The following is an 18,486-nucleotide window of genomic DNA, read 5'->3' as shown; positions in this document are numbered from 1 at the left end:
TCATCAAAATTATCTACTTCTTATAAATGATACGATAAGAATGTAAGAAAGTGATCATTTAAGAATGTACAAATTGATTATATGTATAGTATAATTATCAATATTTAAATTGGAGGTAATTATGATTATACATATAGATGTTCATCCTGAAATAAAGATAAATAAGTTAGAAGATCTTCATAAATTAAAATTAATTATGGAGGAAAACAATTTGAAAGTAAACAAAAGTCAGATAGCTAGAGAACTTGGCGTTGATCCACGTACCGTAGGTAAATATTTAAATGGATATGTTAAACCCACCACTAGAAATCGCAAATCCAAAATAGATGCTTTTGAACCTATTATCAAAGAGCTTCTTGGTAAAGATTCAATTCAAGTATTTTATGGCAGTATCTTAAAGATAATCATGGATTAGACTGCGCACAATCTTCTTTTAGAAGATATATTTCTAATCACTCAGAATTTAATGAGTACTTTAATAATAGGAAAAAAGGACATATAGCCAAGGCTACGCCTATGCGGTATGAGACAGAAAAAGGTCAACAAGGACAATTAGACTGGAAAGAAAATATTGATTTTGTTTTAAATACAGATGAAGTTGTTATTATAAATATTTTTGTATTAATTCTTTCATACTCTAGATTTAGAGTATATAGGTTGTCTCTTGACAAAACACAGGATATATTATTTTCTTTTCTAGATGAGGCATTTGAAGTATTTGGAGGAGTTCCGAAGGAATTACTAACAGATAATATGAAAACTGTTATGGATAATCCTAGAACTAATTATTCTAAAGGAAAAATAAATAATAAGTTTCAACAGTTTGCAAATGATTATGGCTTTAGAGTACATCTCTGTGTAGCAGGAAGACCTAATACAAAAGCTAAAGTAGAGGCTCCTATGAAATTATTAGATGAAATAAGAGCATATAATGGAACCTTAAGTTATGAAGAGCTACATAAGCTTGTTGCTGATTTAAATAATAGAATTAACAGTACATGCCATACATCAACAGGCAAAATACCAATATTACATTTAGAAAAAGAAAAAGATTTCTTATTAGAACTACCTAAAGATCAAATAAGAAATCATTATAAAATAATCACCACATCTGTTAAAGTAAATAGCCAAAGTATGATTTCATATAAATCAAATTTATATTCTGTCCCACCAGAATATATAGGTAAAAGACTAAAACTTCAAGTATATGATGATCAACTACATGTGTATTATAACACAAATTTAGTTACTATTCATAGAATACAAAATCAAAAACTTAATTATCATGTTGAACATTATGCTGAAATTAGTGCTCTAACATTAAATCAAAATTCTTATGAGATGATAGAAATGGCTAAAAATAATTTAAAAATGATAGGAGAAGTATTTAAAAATGAAACAAATGATTAACCATTTAGACCAAGTTATTGATTTTACAACCAAAAACAATTTATCTTTTGTAGATGCTCTTATTAAACTTACAGATCATGAAATAGATTTTAAAGAAGCAAATATGATTAAATCTATGGTTAAGGTTGGAGCTTTTCCACATCAAAAGGAAATTAAAGATTTTGACTTTGATTTTCAGCCTAGTATAAATAAAGATCAAATACTAGATTTTTTAACCTTACGTTTCCTAGATTCACAATAAAATATTGTGTTTTTAGGATCTGGCGGAGTTGGGAAAACACATCTTGCAACATCCATTGGTATCGCGGCAGCCAAAAAGCGATATAGCACATATTTTATAAAATGTCATGATTTATTACAGCAACTAAAACATGCAAAATTAGAGAATCGATTAGATGCTAGACTTAAACATTTTAGCAAGTATAAGCTTCTAATAATAGATGAATTAGGTTATTTACCAATAGATAAGGAAGATTCTAAGTTGTTTTTTCAACTTATTGATATGAGATATGAAAAAAAGAGTACGATATTAACAACTAATATAAATTTTAATGCTTGGGATGATGTTTTCTATGATCCAGTTATTGCAAATGCTATCTTAGATAGGATTTTACACCATGCTCATGTTGTTTCTATTAATGGAAAATCATATCGATTAAAAGATCATTTTAAACAAGAGGATGAGTAAAAAAGATACATTCTTAAATGATCAAAAAGTTACATTTTAATCTTGACATTTATACTCCAGACACAATTCTTGCATTTATTCATTTGTTTCATCCTCCTAATTTTAGGCATAGAAAAAGCTCTAAAGCTAAATGCTCTAGAGCTTTTCATCCTAAAAAACAAAAATACGAGTAGGTGCAGGCACCTTCTCGCTAAAAACTCCTAAGAGTTTTTGTTCCTTGATAGTATTATATACACAAATCGTAAAAATAGTCAATGATTTTTTTGACAAAATCGTAATAAGATATAATGAGCTGATTCTTTTCAAAAAATTCTTTATTCGCAGTAAATCTGTTATCTATTAAATTCTTTAATTCTTCCATGGTATTTCTCTTAATTCCTTCACTAGTAGCTATGTTATTAAATATATATAAAGTGACAACGAAATCATGTATTATTGGATTTCTCATTTTATCCTGCCTAGTTTTTCTAGAAATACCATCAATCTTAGATATGAAATTTATAACTTCCATATTTGGATTGATTTTTTTGCTATAAGGTGTTCTTAAACTATTTAATAAACAGCTATTATGTGCTGCTGCATTTCTTAAAAAACGTACAGACCATACATGTTTTTCCATAGAACCTTTAGTTTTATACTTCTCATAATATATTCTATATAACTTCGTAAAATCACCAAACCCTATGGCCTCAACTATATTCCAAATTGCAAAGTTACCCTTATACTTTGTTACTAAATCAGAACATGTAGAATTTTTAGATTTTTTATCAATATTTTCTTCTATGTATGGAAACCTCTCAAATAGGTCATCTATTATATTATACCCATCTTCCTCATCATTACGTGAAAAATCCCTAAGTAGCTGTATTTTTAAAAAATGTTCTATATCTAAAGTCATCTTAATAATTATTCTTCTAAAATACATATCCAGTGTTGACATTTCTTTAAGATATGCAAACTCTAAATTAATATATTTACCAGCATTCTCACCTTCTATATATTTTTCATAGTTCTTTGCATAAGACTTTATTTTAAAGTAATAATTATTATTTGTTAAAAATTTCTTTGCTTCCTCTTCGTTGACTATATTAAACTGTATCCCACTTTTATCTTTCATATAATCAATTTGTTCATCTATCGATAATTTTTTCTTCCTCATATTCTGCCCCCTGATATAAACTTTTAATCTTAAAAATATTATATCAGATTATCTATAATTCTACATACTATTTTCCAGGCATAGAAAAAAGCCCTCTTTGGGGGTTGTATTCAAGAATGCTGCGTTTCCTTGGAATCGATTCGATATAACCTTGGCATATTCAGACAGCATATGGTTCTCTTGATTTTTCTATACCTTTACATCTTATATAATACTACATTTATTAAGTGGCTTTCAATGGCTTTTAGTGGCTTCTTTTAAAATTTCATCAATTTCTTTTAAAGCTCTACCATGAAGTCTCATTACCCATCTTTTATCATATCCCATGTCTCTTGCCACATCATCCCAACTCTTATTATTTATATATCTCATTTCTAATAGCAGTTGGTAACTAACATCTTCTAACTGGCCAATGGTTTTTAATATTTCCTTTTTCAAATCTACTAATCTATCAATGTCATCATTTATTTCATAGCTTAAATCTATAAGTTTAACAGTAGCATCTTCCATAGGACTTGTTGTTGCTTTTCCCCCAGATACTTTGTCCTGAGTAAAGTCTACAGTAACCTTCTCTGCTATAGCTTTCAGTCTTTCCATTTGCTCCAGCTTATTATTTATACTTTTATCAAGCCATATAGCTTGGGATAGATATTCCTTAGCGTTCATTCGGCTTACCTCCCATCTTTCCATTATTGTAAGTTTCATTTATATGGACTTGTAATTCTTTATCTAAAGTTAGAATTCTCTTCATAGCTTTCTTTTGATCTAGTTTATATTGCCCCTTGGTTTTATAAAATGTGATATGCTCCCCTTAAGGTAGACAGATTAAAAAATAAAAATCTGATACCTTAGGGGGAGTATTATTATGTCTAAAGGAAACAAGCATACAGCAGAAGAAAAACTAAAAATTTTAATGGACTAAAATCTGTAATTCGTAAGAAGAAAAAAAGATATGTAAAATCAACACCACAATTTGTTTCAGAAAACATCTTAAATAGAGATTTTACAGCATCAAAGCCAAATGAAAAATGGGTTACAGATGTTACAGAATTTAAATATGGACCTGGCAAGAAAGCATATTTAAGTGCAATATTAGATTTATATGACAATAGCATAGTGGCTTATGTAATTGGACACAGAAACGATAATCCACTAGTGTTTAAGACTTTGGATTTAGCTTTAAATTTGAACCCTGGGGCTAGTCCAATGATTCACAGTGATAGGGGATTTCAATATACATCTTATGGGTTCAAAAGGAGATTAGATAAAGCAGGAATGACACAAAGTATGTCTAGAGTAAGTAGATGCATTGATAATGGCCCAATAGAAGGATATTGGGGAATATTAAAGTGTGAAAAATATTATCTAAACAAATATAGCGCATTTGAAGAACTTAAAAATGATATTGATAAATATATTTATTTTTATAATTATGAGAGATTACAAAAAAGACTAAACAGCCTCAGTCCGATGGAATATCGAGCCTTAGCTGTTTAAGATTGTTTTTATTATTTCCACTGTCTACTTGACAGGGGGCTGTTCAATTTCCGCCAAACCCATTTTGAGCTCCAAAATACATTACACAAATCGGATTCTCCTCTGAACCTTCTTTCATTTCTTCTAAAGAATCAGAAGTCGTTTCTTGCCCTTCCTCTGGATTTCCCTGATAGAATACAATTTCATACACCTGTAATGAGTCTGGATTTTTCAAATACTGTTTCAATGAAGTAATACATTCATATACTCTAGATTCATATTTCAATTGTTCTTGTAAAGTAGAAACATCTTCATATGATGAGATTGTATCAAAGATCTTATTAGCCTCTTCATATTTTCCTTCTTCCAGCAATGTGATTGCTTCTACATAAGCTTTTTTTGGTTCCACTACTTTAACATTATATATAACCCCAAAAATAATAACTGCTGCAATAGCTATTGTTAGCATTCCAATAAATACTTTCCTATCTAACTTCTTCTTAGATTGTTCTTCATGCATCTCTTCTTGTTTAGGTTTAGGTTCTGTATCCTCTATTAAGGGATAGCCACAATGCGGGCAAGCCTTGACCCTATCACTTATCGCTAAAAAGTGCACCCACCCAACCAAAACTGCACACCCGTGTGCATAATTTAGCGTTACTGTGTGCAAATATAGAAAATCCATCTTAAATTTATCCACAAAAATTAAAAAACCCCTTGAAATCAAGGAGTTTCTATTGTATCAATATTTAAGTTCTTTTATGGTGGAGGCGGTGGGCGTCGAACCCACGTCCGAAAACACTTCATAAAGAGTTTCTCCGAGTGCAGTCAGTATTTTTCCATTCCCTCTGCTCGACCCCTACTGACAGGGTTCAAGCTTCAGTAGCTTCATGATTTCCGTTCCTTACTCAAAGCTTTGTAAGGCTCGGTTCCCCACTAAGTTGGCGCCCTATCTCAAGTCGTGGGATTCTTGGGAAGGACGAGCTACCATATTAGGCAGCTAATGCGTAATTATCGTTTGCGTTTAATTTAATTTGCCACTTTTAACGTTGCTTGGCGACAACGACTCGCTACTCCTTACTCCATATCCCCGTCGAAACCAAATTCGCCCCCATTAATTAATATCTTTCTTTTACTTGTCTTTGAATCTTTCTTTCTGCATCTTTCTTTGCAATATCTTCTCTTTTGTCATAGAGTTTTTTACCACGGGCTATTCCAAGTTCAACTTTCACTCGCCCATCTTTTATATAAACGGTTAAAGGTACTAAGGTGTAGCCTTTTTGAGCTACATATCCAGTGAGTTTGTTTATTTCTCTTCTGTGGAGAAGAAGTTTTCTAGTCCTAATAGGATCTTGATTATATATATTGCCTTGTTCATAAGGACTAATATGCACATTAAATAGATAGACTTCCCCGTCTATTATTTGGGCATAACCTTCTTTGATATTACATCTGCCCTGTCTAATTGATTTTACTTCAGTTCCAGCTAGCACAATCCCTGCTTCTATACTATCTTCAATAAAGAATTCATGTCTAGCTTTTTTATTACTTGATACTATTTTTACACTATCTTTTACCATTTTAATCACCATATGATTTTTTTGAGTCTATTTAATAGTATAACATCTTTTCAACATTATGTCAAAATTTTAATTTATACTAATACAAAATCAATAGTGCCTTTAAGCATATCTACACCAAGTACTTTTATCTTTACAGTATCACCAATTCTATATGTTTTTTTAGTTAGCTCACCTATTATATAATATTTTTCCTCATCATAATAGTAGTAATCATCTACCATATTACTAAAATGTACTAATCCTTCGATAGTGTTTTCAAGCTGTACAAACATTCCAAAATGAGTTAATGAAGAAACCAATCCCTCGTATTCTTCTCCTATCTTCTCTTTCATGTATTCAGCTTTCTTTATATCTTCTACTGCTCTTTCAGCTTCTTCAGCTCTTCTCTCCATTATAGATGCTTGATCAGCTATTTTAGGAAGTACTTCTTCAAGCTTTTCTATTTTACCTGGAGAAAGTTTTCCATTTATATAGTCCTTTATTATTCTGTGTATTTCCAAATCAGCATATCTCCTTATAGGAGCTGTAAAATGACAATAGTAATTAGCAGCTAAACCAAAGTGTCCATCAACTTCACTACTATATATAGCCTTTTTTAGTGATCTAAGTAATAATGTATTTATAAGGTTTTCTTCTTTTTTACCTTTAACTTTGTTCATAAGATTTTGCAATTCCTTTGGATGTATATCTTGAGAACCTTTCAAAGCATACCCAAAATTGTGTATGAATTTATTGAATCCAGAAATTTTCTCTAAGTCAGGGTCTTCGTGAATTCTATATATAAAAGGTGCTTGTGCCCAATACATATATTCTGCAACAGTTTCATTAGAAACTAGCATAAATTCTTCTATCATTCTGTTAGCTATTCTCCTATCTTCTTTTCTAATATCTATAGGAACTCCATTATCATCTAATATAAGTATTGCTTCTGGAAAATCAAAATCCAAACTACCTCTTTGCTCTCTTTTTTCAGTTAGTATATGACATAGCTCTTCCATAAGTTTTATATCTTCATATATATGAGCATATCTTTCTTTCAAATTTTCATCATCTTTTTCTAACAAATCCGAAATATCATCATATACAAGCCTTTCTTTACTTTCAATAACACTTTCAAATATCTGATGATCTATTACTTTACCATCTTTATTTATTTCCATAAATATAGACAATGTAAGTCTTGGCTCATTAGGTTTCAAACTGCAAATACCATTTGACAACTTTTCAGGCAACATTGGTATTACCCTATCTACCAAGTACACACTGTTGCCACGTTTAAACGCTTCTTTATCCATTGCTGAGTTTTCATTAACATAATAAGATACATCTGCAATGTGAACACCTAGTTTAAAATTCCCATTGTCCATTTTTTCTATTGACACAGCATCGTCAAAGTCTTTGGCATCAGGTCCATCTATTGTAAATGTATTCATGCCCCTTAGATCAACTCTTCTAGATATTTCTTCCTGTGAAACACTTTCTTCTATTCTATCTGCTTGGTCTAGTACCTTCTCTGGGAATTCTAATGGCAATTGATATTGTTTGATTACTGATAGTACATCAGTACCTTTTTCATTTATATATCCTAATACTTCAACTATTTTTCCCTCTGGATTTCTTCTCTTTTCTGGCCATTGGGTTATTTCAACTACTACTTTTTGATTTGTTTTAGCTCCATTGAAATCAGACTTAGATATAAATATGTCCATACTTATTTTGGAATCATCAGGAAGTACAAATCCAAAATTTTTGCTACTTTCAAATGTTCCTACAATGTATTTGTTTGCTCTGTCTAATATTCTTAATATTTCTCCTTCATCTCTTCTGCCATCATTACTTTTCTTTGTAATTCTTACTATTACCTTATCACCATGAAGTGCCCCATTCATATCCTCAGCTGGAATAAAAATATCATCCTTCTCTTTGTCCTCAGGGATTAAAAATCCATATCCTCTTTCATTTCCCTCAAGTATACCTATGATTAAGTTCATCTTTTCAGGAAGGCCATATCTATCATTTCTAGTTCTAACTATAGTTCCTTCCTTCTCCATGGTTTCAATGACATCATAAAAATACTTAGCTTCATTTTTATCAATTTCAAATGCATTTGCTAGTTCTTCTCTTGTCATAGGTTTATACAATTTTTCTTCCATAAAATCTAAAATATTATCTTTTATTTTCATCTCTATCCTCCAAATATCACTACAAAATATCTTTGTTAGTTTTTATTTTACCCTATTATCTATAGTTTTAACTTATTTATAAATAAAATGTAAGATATATAAAATATCTTACATTTTTTGAGGTTTACCACTTAAATTAATTTTATTAAAAAGATCTACATCATAGGAATACATATTTTTATTCTTTTCCTTATGAATTTCAATTGCAATTTCAATCATTTCACTTAATAATTCTTTAAAATTAATTCCCTTTCCTTCCCATAGATAATACGCTATGGATCCAGGTAATGTATTTATTTCATTTATATATATGTTATTATCAGCATCTAGTAAAAAGTCTATTCTAGCATTTCCACTACAATCTATAGAAGTAAACGCCTCTTTAGCAATTCTTTCGATTTCTTCTCTTGTATTATCTTCAAGGTCTGCAGGAATTCTTCTTGTTCCTCCTTTAGCACCTTTCGTATTACTTTTAACATATTTATCTTCATATGAAAGTAAGTCTTTCCATCCTAAAGGTTCTTCACATAGAGAGGCTTTAACATTGTTGTTGTAACCCATTACAGCACAGTTTATTTCTCTTGGATTTTCTACAGCACTTTCTATAATTATTTTTCTATCGTATCTAATAGCTACTTCAATTGCATCTACTAATGTCTTATTATCAACAGCTTTAGAAATACCTACGCTAGAACCTAAATTAGCTGGTTTAACAAATAGTGGATACTTTAGTTTTCCTTCTATATTTTTCACTACTTCTCCACTGTCTTTTTCCCATTGTGATCTATAAAACCACATAAAATCAACAATTGGTAAGTTATTTGCCTTAAATACATCTTTCATAAGTATTTTATCCATTCCTACACTTGAAGCTAATACACTTCCACCAACATATGGAATATTCATTAACTCAAATATTCCTTGTATTGTTCCATCTTCACCGTTTGTACCATGTACTGCTGGGAAAATTATATCAACACTGTCAACAATCTTCTTTCCAAATAATCCAACATTCTCAGGATGAGAATATAAATTGTGATCATTGTATGTTGGAGTTATCATTATTTCTTTTAAATCATTTAAATTGTTGTCTTTAAAGTTTTTAAATTTAAATAAGCTATCACCTGTTAACCATTTTCCTTCTTTATTAATATAAATAGGTACTATTTCATACTTTTCCCTATCAATGTTTTCCATGATTTGAATTCCAGTGATTACAGATACTTCATGCTCTACACTTCTTCCTCCAAATATTACGCCAACCCTTTTTTTCATCATTTTAACCTCCTCAAGTGGAAATTATTCCTCATAATTGTCAGGTAAATCATTTTCAAACAATACAACATCATTAGGTTTAACAACCTTTTGCAACTCCATAGTAGCTTCGTCAAGATTTTTTACGACAAATATGCAATCTTTACTATATCCAACATCCATAAGTCCTTCATAAATAGGTTTGGTTCTATTACCCCCTACTAAAATAGCAAAATCGCATACTTTCCCTATATTAGCACCTAATTCTCTGTTTGCTTCTTCTTCCCTTTCTCCCAATTCTACCATACCAGGAGTGATTATTATCTTTTTACCTTCTTTAAATTGACTCAATACATCTAATGCTGCTCTTGCACCTATAGGATTTGAATTAAATGCATCATCAATTATTATAACTCCCGTACCTGGATTAATAATATTAAGTCTGTGTGGTATAGGTTCAACTTTTTCTATTCCTCTTTTTATTTCATCCATTGTCAAACCCAATGCCTTTCCAACACAAGCTCCAGCTAATAAATTGTATATATTATGTTTACCTAATAACTTCGTTGTACATCTTATTTCTTCACCATCTTTACTAGCCAAAGTAAATGTTGAACCAAGTTTTGAAACTTCTATATCCTTGGCATAAATATCTAATTCTTCTGATTCTCCTATTCCATATAATATTTTTTCCTTAAATGTTTTATCTGCCAACTTCTTTATATATTCATTGTCATAATTAAATATTGCAACACCATCAGCTGGTAGTTCTTCTATTAGTTCATATTTGGTTTTCATGATATTATCAATATTTTTAAATGTCTCCAAGTGAGCTGGACCAATAGAAGTAATAACTCCTATTTGTGGACTAGTTAATTTCCCTAATTCTTTTATATCTCCAATATTTCTTGCACCCATTTCTGCTACAAATACTTCCACATCTTCAGTCAAATCATTGTTTATTACCTTACTAATTCCCATAGGAGTATTATAGCTTTCAGGTGTTTTTAAAACATTAAACTTCTCACTTAATACATTCGCTGTAATAAATTTTGTACTAGTCTTTCCAAAGCTACCTGTAATTCCTATTACTTTTAATTTGTCCATAGATTTTACTTTGTCACGAGCTTTTTCAAAATAATACATATTTACTCTTTTTTCAACTGGCTTAACTAATACATTTGCAAGTATCATGTTTTTTCCTTGGAAATAGTTGATAGCTGCTAGTGTAAATAATATTATTGGCAAATAGTATTCCTTATCTTTTACTATACCATTATATATTAGTAAAACTATAACTAATTGAATAATAACTACTACAAAATTAGATGTAAAAAGTCTTTTTGCTCTAGGAGTAAATACAAGCTCTTTTTTTGCTTCTTCTTTCTTCAAATCTAATGTAGTCAACATACAAATAATCCAAACTAAACCATATGAGTATAATATATAATCATTTTTTGTAAACTGAGATAGTATTATATATACTATTGAAATAATAATAATAGCTATAAAAGATTTTTTGTGCTTTTCTGGATAAACTTTTGAAGAGCCACTCATCCATTTACTATATTGATTATTTCTATATCCTTCTAATTGCATCATATGTAAAAAGAACTTTGACCTATAGACCAACAATATTGCCCATAAAACAATTGAAACTAAAAATAAAATCTTAGTTAACAATTTATTCACCTCCTAATAAAAAGGTTCTAAGTATTATAGAAAATCTTCCAAAGTCATCTAGATATGAATAGTGACCTGCCCCTTCTAACACTACTAGCCCACTATCTTTAATTTCACTTTCCATTATCTTAGCCATATATAATGGCGTAGCAGTGTCCTGATCTCCCCATATTAAAAGAGTTGATGATTCTATTTCTTTTAAAAGTGGCCTTAAATCCTCATTAACCACCTTTACTAGTATTTTTCTCATTATTCCTGAGGAATCTTGATAATCTTGGGAACCAAATTTTTTATAAAAGCTTTCTAATCTTTCATTTTTATCTTTCCAGAAAAACAATGTATTATATAAAAACCTTAATGTTTTAAAACTATAAACTTTAATATAGTATTTCAATCCTCTTTTAGGGATAAGGCCTGCACTGTCTACCAAAACCATCTGCTTTATCATTTCTTTGTATTGACTACTAAGTACAATAGAAACCCTTCCACCAAAAGAATGACCTAATAGTATAACTTCTTTCATTCCCATTTTGTCTATAAAAGATTTAGTCACTCTAGCATAATCATATACTCCAAAGACTTCTTTTGGTTCATCACTTTCACCGAATCCTGGAAAGTCTATGGCATATACTTTAAAATTATCTTTCAATATGTTAAATATGGGCATCATGGTGTTAATATTTGCTCCCCATCCATGAAGTAGAAGTACACAGGGCCCACTTCCCTCTGTTATATAATTTATGTTGATTCCTTCTATTTTAATCTTCATAAATACCTTCCTCTTGCATTTCTATAATAAATATTATTCACCTATACACTATGATTATAACAAAGACATCAATTAAAATACACTAAATTAATGTTGCCTTTGTTGAAACCCATTTCGGAAAGCTATTTTAAGGTAATCTTATCTTTCCTATGGGTTATAACAAAGACATCAATTAAAATACATTAAATTATTGTTGCCTTTGTTGAAACTAGTATTAACTATACGATTATACCATATATTCGCTTTTTTTTATACATAGAAATTAAAATCCCTCTCCAACGAGAGGGATTTTAATTTATTTAGTAAATAATTTTTCTATCACGCCACCATAGTTAACAAACAAGTTGGCAAATACTAATGATACAATTGTCATAAGTTTTATTAATATGTTAATTGATGGACCAGAAGTATCTTTGAATGGGTCACCTACTGTATCTCCAACAACAGCAGCTTTGTGAGCCTCACTTCCCTTTCCACCGTGATTTCCTTCTTCAATATATTTCTTAGCATTGTCCCAAGCGCCACCAGCGTTTGCCATGAATATAGCCATCATAACACCTGTTACAAGAGCTCCTGCAATTAGACCCCCAAGAGCTTCTGCTCCTAGTAAAAGACCTATTAATACAGGAACAACAACTGCTAATAATCCTGGTATAATCATTTCTCTTAAAGCAGCTTGAGTACTGATATCTACACATGTGCCATAATCAGGTTTTGTAGTTCCTTCCATGATTCCTGGCATAGTCTTAAATTGTCTTCTTACTTCTTCAATCATACTGAAAGCTGCTTTACCAACAGCATTCATAGTTATAGCTGAGAACAAGAATGGAAGCATTCCACCTATAAATAATCCAGCTATTACTGTTGGACTAGTTAAATCTATAGAAGACAATCCAACAGCTTGTGTATATGAAGCAAATAATGCTAATGCAGTTAATGCAGCTGAACCAATTGCAAAACCTTTACCAACTGCTGCAGTAGTGTTTCCTACTGAGTCAAGTTTATCAGTAATATCTCTTACATTTTCAGGTAATTCGCACATTTCAGCAATACCACCAGCATTGTCTGCAATAGGACCATAAGCGTCTACTGCAATAGTCATACCTGCTGTTGAAAGCATTCCAACAGCTGCTAATGCAATTCCGTATAATCCTTCTGCAGCATTTGTAGCTCCATTTGAAGCAAAGAAAGCTATTAATATTCCTACAGCAATAACTACAATTGGACCAGCTGTGGACATCATTCCTGTAGCAAGTCCTCCTATAATATTAGTTGATGCACCTGTTTCTGATTCATCTGCTATTTTTTTAACAGGATTGTGGTCAGCAGATGTATAGTATTCAGTTATCTTTGCAATTATAATTCCTACAGCAAGACCAGATACTATTGAAACAAATGGTCTAATAGTTCCTAACATACGTTTACTTAATATAAAAGCGATAATTATAGTAATAATTGAACTAACAACTGTACCTGAATTTAATGCTTTTTGAGGATCTTTATCTCCTCTTACGAAAAATACACCAATTATTGAAGCAATAACTCCAGCACCTGCTAAAGCAAGAGCATAGTTAACACCATCATTACCATAAGCAACTAATCCTAATGTAATAGCTGAAATAATAGCTCCTACATATGATTCAAATAAGTCTGCACCCATACCTGCAACGTCACCAACATTGTCTCCTACGTTGTCAGCAATAACAGCAGGGTTTCTTGGGTCATCTTCAGGAATTCCTGCTTCTACTTTTCCTACTAAGTCTGCTCCAACGTCAGCAGCTTTTGTATAAATTCCTCCACCAACACGAGCAAATAGTGCAATAGATGATGCACCTAGACCAAAACCAGTAATAATTTCAGGATCACCAAATAATATGTATAGCAATCCTACACCTAAAATTCCTAAACCTACTACACACATTCCCATAACTGCTCCACCAGAAAAAGCTACATTTAAAGCCTTGTTCATACCTTCTTCTTTAGCTGCATTTGCAGTTCTTACATTTGCTTTTGTAGCTACTTTCATTCCAAAATAACCAGCAAGTATAGAGAAAAGTGCACCTAATAAGAAACTAACGGCAGTTTTCCATCCGATAGTTACAGTTAAAATAATAAATAATGCTACGACAAAAATTGTTAATGACTTATATTCTCTTCTGAGAAAAGCCATTGCACCTTCATTAATATAGGAAGCGATCTCTTTCATTCTTTCGTTTCCTGGGTTTACTTTGTCAATAGATTTTGCTTTTGTTAATGCAAATAATAGTGCAAGTAAACCAATAACAGGTGCAATAATAACAGCAGTATCCATTTAATTATACCTCCTTTATTTTATTGTAATGCTGCTAAAACTAATGCAGAAATAATAAATATAATAGCTGATATAACAGTCAGCTTACTAAGCGTATCTTCATAACTTCTTGCCTTGTTTTTACCCCAAATCTTTTCAGCACCACCGCCAATAGTACCAAGACCTTCTGATTTACCTGGTTGTAACATTATTGTACCAATTAAAAATAAACTAGAAGCTAATATTAAAATAGAAAAAAAAGTTTGCACTTTTACACCTCCTGTTCTGTATCTGAAAAATATTGTTTCCTCTCTATAAACAATATTATTCTAACATACAGGTTATATAAAATCAACAAATAAATAGCAAGGGAGGGCCCCTTACTATTTATTATTTCTTAATATTATAAAAAGCATTCAAACCTCTATACTCACTATTTTCACCTAGCATATCTTCAAGTCTTAATAATTGATTGTATTTTGCTACTCTATCTGTTCTTGAAGGAGCACCTGTTTTTATTTGGCCTGCATTTAAACCAACTACTAAATCTGCAATAGTTGTATCTTCTGTTTCACCAGATCTATGAGATACAACTGCTGTATAACCATGAACTTTTGCCATTTCAATAGTATTTAATGTTTCTGTTAATGTACCAATTTGGTTTAATTTAATAAGAACTGAATTAGCAACTCCTAATTCTATACCTTTTTTAACTCTTTCAGTATTGGTAACAAATAAATCGTCCCCAACTATTTGTATCTTACTACCTAATCTATCTGTCATAAGCTTCCATCCATCCCAATCTTCTTCTGAAAGCCCATCTTCAATAGATATTACTGGATATTTTTCTATTAGTTTTTCATAGTAATTAACCATTTCTTCTGCTGTATATTCTTTACCTTCTCCAGCTAATTTATATATTTTAGAATCTTCATCATACAATTCAGTAGCAGCCACATCTAACGCAAGACATACATCTTTACCTGGTTCATAACCAGCTTTTTTAATAGCTTCTACTATTGTTGCCAATGCTTCTTCGTTACTTGTTAAATTTGGAGCAAATCCACCTTCATCTCCAACTGCTGTATTTAGTCCCTTACCCTTTAACACAGCTTTTAAGTTGTGGAATACTTCTGCTCCCATTCTTAGTGCTTCTCTAAAGTTTACTGCACCTACTGGCATTACCATGAATTCTTGAATATCTACATTATTATCAGCATGTTCCCCACCATTTAATATGTTCATCATAGGAACTGGTAGTACCCTGCCATTTACTCCTCCTAGATATTGATAAAGAGGTAAACCTAATTCATTTGCTGCTGCTTTAGCAACCGCTAATGAAACACCAAGTATTGCATTAGCACCAAGCTTTCCTTTATTGTCTGTACCATCAAGTTCTATCATTCTCCTATCGATTCCAGCTTGATTAAATACATCCATTCCAATAATCTCTGGTGCAATAATATTGTTAACATTATCTACTGCATTCATTACACCTTTTCCCAAATATCTTGATTTGTCACCATCTCTTAATTCAACAGCTTCAAAAGCTCCTGTAGAAGCTCCTGATGGCACTTCGGCCCTACCAAAAGCATCAAACTCAGTCCATACTTCTACTTCCACAGTAGGATTTCCTCTTGAATCTAGTATTTCTCTAGCATATATATCAGTTATCATTGTCATTTTTAGTCCTCCTCTACAATTAGTGATTTTCCTGTCATTTCTTTAGGAACTTGAACATTTAACATATGAAGTAATGTTGGAGATATGTCAGCTAGTATTCCCTCTCTCAACTTCACATTCTCTTCTCCAATTACTATACAAGGTACTTCATTTGTTGTATGACTTGTTACTGGATTTCCATCTTCGTCAATCATCTTTTCAGCATTTCCATGATCAGCTGTAATGATTAATTTTCCATTTCTCTTTAGTACTTCTTCTACTATCTCACCAACACAAATATCAACAGTTTCCACAGCCTTGATAGCTGCTTTTAAGTCTCCAGTATGACCTACCATATCTGAGTTGGCAAAATTCAATATGATTAAATCATATATGTCCATTTCTAATCTTTTTATAACTTCATCTTTTACTTCTATAGCACTCATTTCTGGCTTCATATCATAAGTAGGAACTTTTGGTGAAGGAATCAAAACCCTATCCTCATTTTCATTAGGTTCTTCTACTCCTCCATTAAAGAAAAAAGTAACATGAGCATATTTTTCTGTTTCTGCAATTCTAAGTTGCTTCATTCCAATACTACTTACATATTCACCTAATGTATTTTTATATTTTTCAGGTTTGTAAGCCACATGTACATTTTCAATAGTCTTATCATATTGAGTCATAGTCACATAATAAGTTTTTACCTTTTTTTCTCTTTTAAACCCTTCAAACTCATCATCCACTATAGCTCTAGTAAGTTCTCTTGCTCTATCTGGTCTAAAGTTGAAAAATATTATGGAATCGCCATCTTCAACAGTAGATATAGCTTTGCCATCTTCAGTTATTACTGTAGGCACTACAAATTCATCAGTTACATCTTCACTGTAAGATTTTTTTACTGCCTCTACTGGATTATCATCATATTTTCCTCTACCTAATACTATTGATTCATAAGCTAGTTTTACTCTTTCCCATCTCTTATCCCTATCCATAGCATAGTATCTGCCAGATACTGTTGCAATTTTACCAACACCAATTTTTCTTATTTCTTCTTCTAATTCAGATAAGAACCTACTACCACTAACTGGAGAAACATCTCTTCCATCTAAAAATGCATGAATATATACATTTTCTAATCCTTGTCTTTTAAACAATTCTAAAAGTCCATAGAGATGAGTATTGTGACTGTGAACTCCACCATCAGAAACTAATCCCATTACATGAATTTTGCTATTATTTTTCTTTACATTATCAATTGCTTTAAGAAACTCTTCGTTTTGAAAAAAATCTCCATCACTTATAGATTTAGAAATCCTAGTCAACTCTTGATAGACTATTCTCCCACCACCAATATTCAAATGACCTACTTCCGAGTTTCCCATTTGACCTTCAGGAAGGCCTACAGCCATGCCACTAGCCTTCAATTTAGTAGTAGGGTACATCTTACTATACTTATCAAAATTTGGCTTATTAGCTAGATTAATCGCATTTCCTTCATATTCATTTCCTAATCCCCATCCATCTAATACCATGAGCATCACTGGATTTTTCTTATACATATTTTTGCCTCCAAACTCAATTAATAATTTATAAGTTTTGCAAAATCTTCTGCCTTTAAACTAGCGCCACCAACTAATGCTCCATCAATATCACTTTCAGCCATTATTTCTTTTACATTGTTAGGTTTGACACTTCCACCATATTGTATCCTCATATCTTCACTAACTTTTCCAAACACTTCTTCTACAGTTTCTCTTATAAACTTTATCATATCATTTGCATCGCTACTTGAAGCTGTTTTACCTGTCCCTATAGCCCAAATTGGCTCATAAGCTATTACTATTTTTTCAATATCTTTTGCCTCAATACCTTCTAATGCTTTGATAACTTGCCTTTTTACTACTTCTTTTTCTTTGTTAGCTTCTCTTTCTTCTAGAGTTTCTCCAACACATATTATAGGATAGATATCTTTTTCAAGAGCAGTTTTCACTTTTTTATTTACTGTTTCATCAGTCTCATTGAAGTATTGTCTTCTTTCAGAATGTCCTAAAATCACATAGTCTATTCCTATTTCTTTAAGCATAAGTGGTGATATCTCACCTGTATATGCTCCACTTTCTTCCCAATGCATATTTTGTGCTCCTAGTTTAATATCTGTTCCTTCTATTTCATTTTTTACTTGCCATAGATTAGTAAAAGGAACACAAAGAACTGTTTCCACATTTTTATTTCTTTCTATTTTCTTCAATTCCTTTACAAGTTCTAAGGCTTCACTTACATTTTTATTCATTTTCCAATTTCCAGCAATTATTGGAGTACGCATAAC

Annotated in this window: 13 protein-coding genes, 1 other RNA gene and 3 pseudogenes; 3 read left to right on the top strand and 14 right to left on the bottom strand. The window is 31.3% G+C overall.

Annotated elements, in window-relative coordinates:
• Positions 1-121 precede the first annotated feature (121 nt).
• Positions 122-1,410: pseudogene (gene istA / locus BQ9840_RS12035) on the top strand (IS21 family transposase).
• Positions 1,394-2,098 (top strand): annotated as a pseudogene (istB, locus tag BQ9840_RS12030) (IS21-like element helper ATPase IstB). Before istA ends, istB begins: the two co-directional pseudogenes overlap by 17 nt.
• Before the next feature lie 226 nt (positions 2,099-2,324).
• Here istB and BQ9840_RS12025 read toward each other — a convergent pair.
• Both BQ9840_RS12025 and BQ9840_RS12020 read right to left on the bottom strand, forming a co-directional pair.
• Entirely contained in the window at positions 2,325-3,257 is a 933-nt protein-coding gene (locus tag BQ9840_RS12025; protein WP_077370001.1) for an Abi family protein, read from the bottom strand.
• A gap of 234 nt (positions 3,258-3,491) precedes the next feature.
• Positions 3,492-3,923 (bottom strand): DUF1492 domain-containing protein, encoded by a 432-nt coding sequence (locus BQ9840_RS12020; RefSeq protein ID WP_077370000.1) that lies wholly within the window; start codon positions 3,921-3,923, stop codon positions 3,492-3,494.
• 240 nt (positions 3,924-4,163) lie between these two features.
• Between BQ9840_RS12020 and BQ9840_RS12015 the strand changes: the two are divergent.
• A pseudogene (locus BQ9840_RS12015) lies at positions 4,164-4,754 on the top strand (IS3 family transposase); the annotation flags it as partial.
• Between the two features lie 43 nt (positions 4,755-4,797).
• Here the strand turns inward: BQ9840_RS12015 and BQ9840_RS12010 are convergent.
• From BQ9840_RS12010 to tpiA, 12 genes are all read right to left on the bottom strand, one after another.
• Positions 4,798-5,361: a hypothetical protein gene (locus BQ9840_RS12010; protein ID WP_143254342.1), complete on the bottom strand. Its 564-nt coding sequence runs from the start codon at positions 5,359-5,361 to the stop codon at positions 4,798-4,800.
• A 134-nt stretch (positions 5,362-5,495) separates the two neighbouring features.
• Positions 5,496-5,846, bottom strand: a transfer-messenger RNA (tmRNA) gene (gene ssrA, locus BQ9840_RS12005).
• Between the two features lie 5 nt (positions 5,847-5,851).
• The gene (gene smpB, locus BQ9840_RS12000; protein ID WP_077369997.1) at positions 5,852-6,313 is read right to left on the bottom strand and encodes an SsrA-binding protein SmpB; all 462 of its coding nucleotides are present in this window, start codon (positions 6,311-6,313) and stop codon (positions 5,852-5,854) included.
• A gap of 74 nt (positions 6,314-6,387) precedes the next feature.
• Complete coding sequence (rnr, locus tag BQ9840_RS11995; RefSeq protein ID WP_077369996.1) at positions 6,388-8,499, bottom strand: ribonuclease R; 2,112 nt, start codon at positions 8,497-8,499, stop codon at positions 6,388-6,390.
• Positions 8,500-8,607: 108 nt separating this feature from the next.
• Positions 8,608-9,774 (bottom strand): D-alanine--D-alanine ligase family protein, encoded by a 1,167-nt coding sequence (locus BQ9840_RS11990; protein WP_077369995.1) that lies wholly within the window; start codon positions 9,772-9,774, stop codon positions 8,608-8,610.
• Positions 9,775-9,798: 24 nt separating this feature from the next.
• The gene (murF, locus tag BQ9840_RS11985) at positions 9,799-11,445 is read right to left on the bottom strand and encodes a UDP-N-acetylmuramoyl-tripeptide--D-alanyl-D-alanine ligase (RefSeq protein ID WP_369800209.1); all 1,647 of its coding nucleotides are present in this window, start codon (positions 11,443-11,445) and stop codon (positions 9,799-9,801) included.
• Positions 11,438-12,205 carry an alpha/beta fold hydrolase gene (locus BQ9840_RS11980; RefSeq protein ID WP_077369994.1) on the bottom strand — a complete coding sequence of 256 codons (768 nt, stop codon included), beginning with the start codon at positions 12,203-12,205 and terminating at the stop codon, positions 11,438-11,440. Before BQ9840_RS11980 ends, murF begins: the two co-directional genes overlap by 8 nt.
• Before the next feature lie 295 nt (positions 12,206-12,500).
• Positions 12,501-14,516, bottom strand: coding sequence for a sodium-translocating pyrophosphatase (locus BQ9840_RS11975; protein WP_077369993.1), 2,016 nt, complete (start codon positions 14,514-14,516; stop codon positions 12,501-12,503).
• A gap of 20 nt (positions 14,517-14,536) precedes the next feature.
• On the bottom strand, positions 14,537-14,764 hold the full coding sequence (gene secG, locus BQ9840_RS11970; protein WP_077369992.1) for a preprotein translocase subunit SecG: 228 nt from the start codon (positions 14,762-14,764) through the stop codon (positions 14,537-14,539).
• A 121-nt stretch (positions 14,765-14,885) separates the two neighbouring features.
• Positions 14,886-16,178, bottom strand: a complete 1,293-nt coding sequence (eno, locus tag BQ9840_RS11965) for a phosphopyruvate hydratase (RefSeq protein WP_077369991.1) — start codon at positions 16,176-16,178, stop codon at positions 14,886-14,888.
• Positions 16,179-16,180: 2 nt separating this feature from the next.
• On the bottom strand, positions 16,181-17,719 hold the full coding sequence (gene gpmI, locus BQ9840_RS11960; protein WP_077369990.1) for a 2,3-bisphosphoglycerate-independent phosphoglycerate mutase: 1,539 nt from the start codon (positions 17,717-17,719) through the stop codon (positions 16,181-16,183).
• Between the two features lie 20 nt (positions 17,720-17,739).
• Positions 17,740-18,483 carry a triose-phosphate isomerase gene (gene tpiA, locus BQ9840_RS11955; RefSeq protein WP_077369989.1) on the bottom strand — a complete coding sequence of 248 codons (744 nt, stop codon included), beginning with the start codon at positions 18,481-18,483 and terminating at the stop codon, positions 17,740-17,742.
• Between the last annotated feature and the right edge of the window lie 3 nt (positions 18,484-18,486).

Origin of the sequence: Anaerosalibacter sp. Marseille-P3206, from assembly GCF_900155565.1 — a bacterium.
Lineage (GTDB): Bacteria > Bacillota > Clostridia > Tissierellales > Sporanaerobacteraceae > FUHM01.
This window is presented reverse-complemented; position numbering and strand designations above follow the sequence as displayed.

Excerpts from the sequence above, each read along its gene's own strand:
- smpB (WP_077369997.1), bottom strand. The coding sequence starts at position 6,313 with ATGGTAAAAGATAGTGTAAAAATAGTATCAAGTAATAAAAAAGCTAGA.
- BQ9840_RS11980 (WP_077369994.1), bottom strand. The coding sequence starts at position 12,205 with ATGAAGATTAAAATAGAAGGAATCAACATAAATTATATAACAGAGGGA.
- BQ9840_RS11990 (WP_077369995.1), bottom strand. The coding sequence starts at position 9,774 with ATGAAAAAAAGGGTTGGCGTAATATTTGGAGGAAGAAGTGTAGAGCAT.
- tpiA (WP_077369989.1), bottom strand. The coding sequence starts at position 18,483 with ATGCGTACTCCAATAATTGCTGGAAATTGGAAAATGAATAAAAATGTA.
- gpmI (WP_077369990.1), bottom strand. The coding sequence starts at position 17,719 with ATGTATAAGAAAAATCCAGTGATGCTCATGGTATTAGATGGATGGGGA.
- BQ9840_RS12020 (WP_077370000.1), bottom strand. The coding sequence starts at position 3,923 with ATGAACGCTAAGGAATATCTATCCCAAGCTATATGGCTTGATAAAAGT.
- BQ9840_RS12025 (WP_077370001.1), bottom strand. The coding sequence starts at position 3,257 with ATGAGGAAGAAAAAATTATCGATAGATGAACAAATTGATTATATGAAA.
- rnr (WP_077369996.1), bottom strand. The coding sequence starts at position 8,499 with ATGAAAATAAAAGATAATATTTTAGATTTTATGGAAGAAAAATTGTAT.
- BQ9840_RS11975 (WP_077369993.1), bottom strand. The coding sequence starts at position 14,516 with ATGGATACTGCTGTTATTATTGCACCTGTTATTGGTTTACTTGCACTA.
- eno (WP_077369991.1), bottom strand. The coding sequence starts at position 16,178 with ATGACAATGATAACTGATATATATGCTAGAGAAATACTAGATTCAAGA.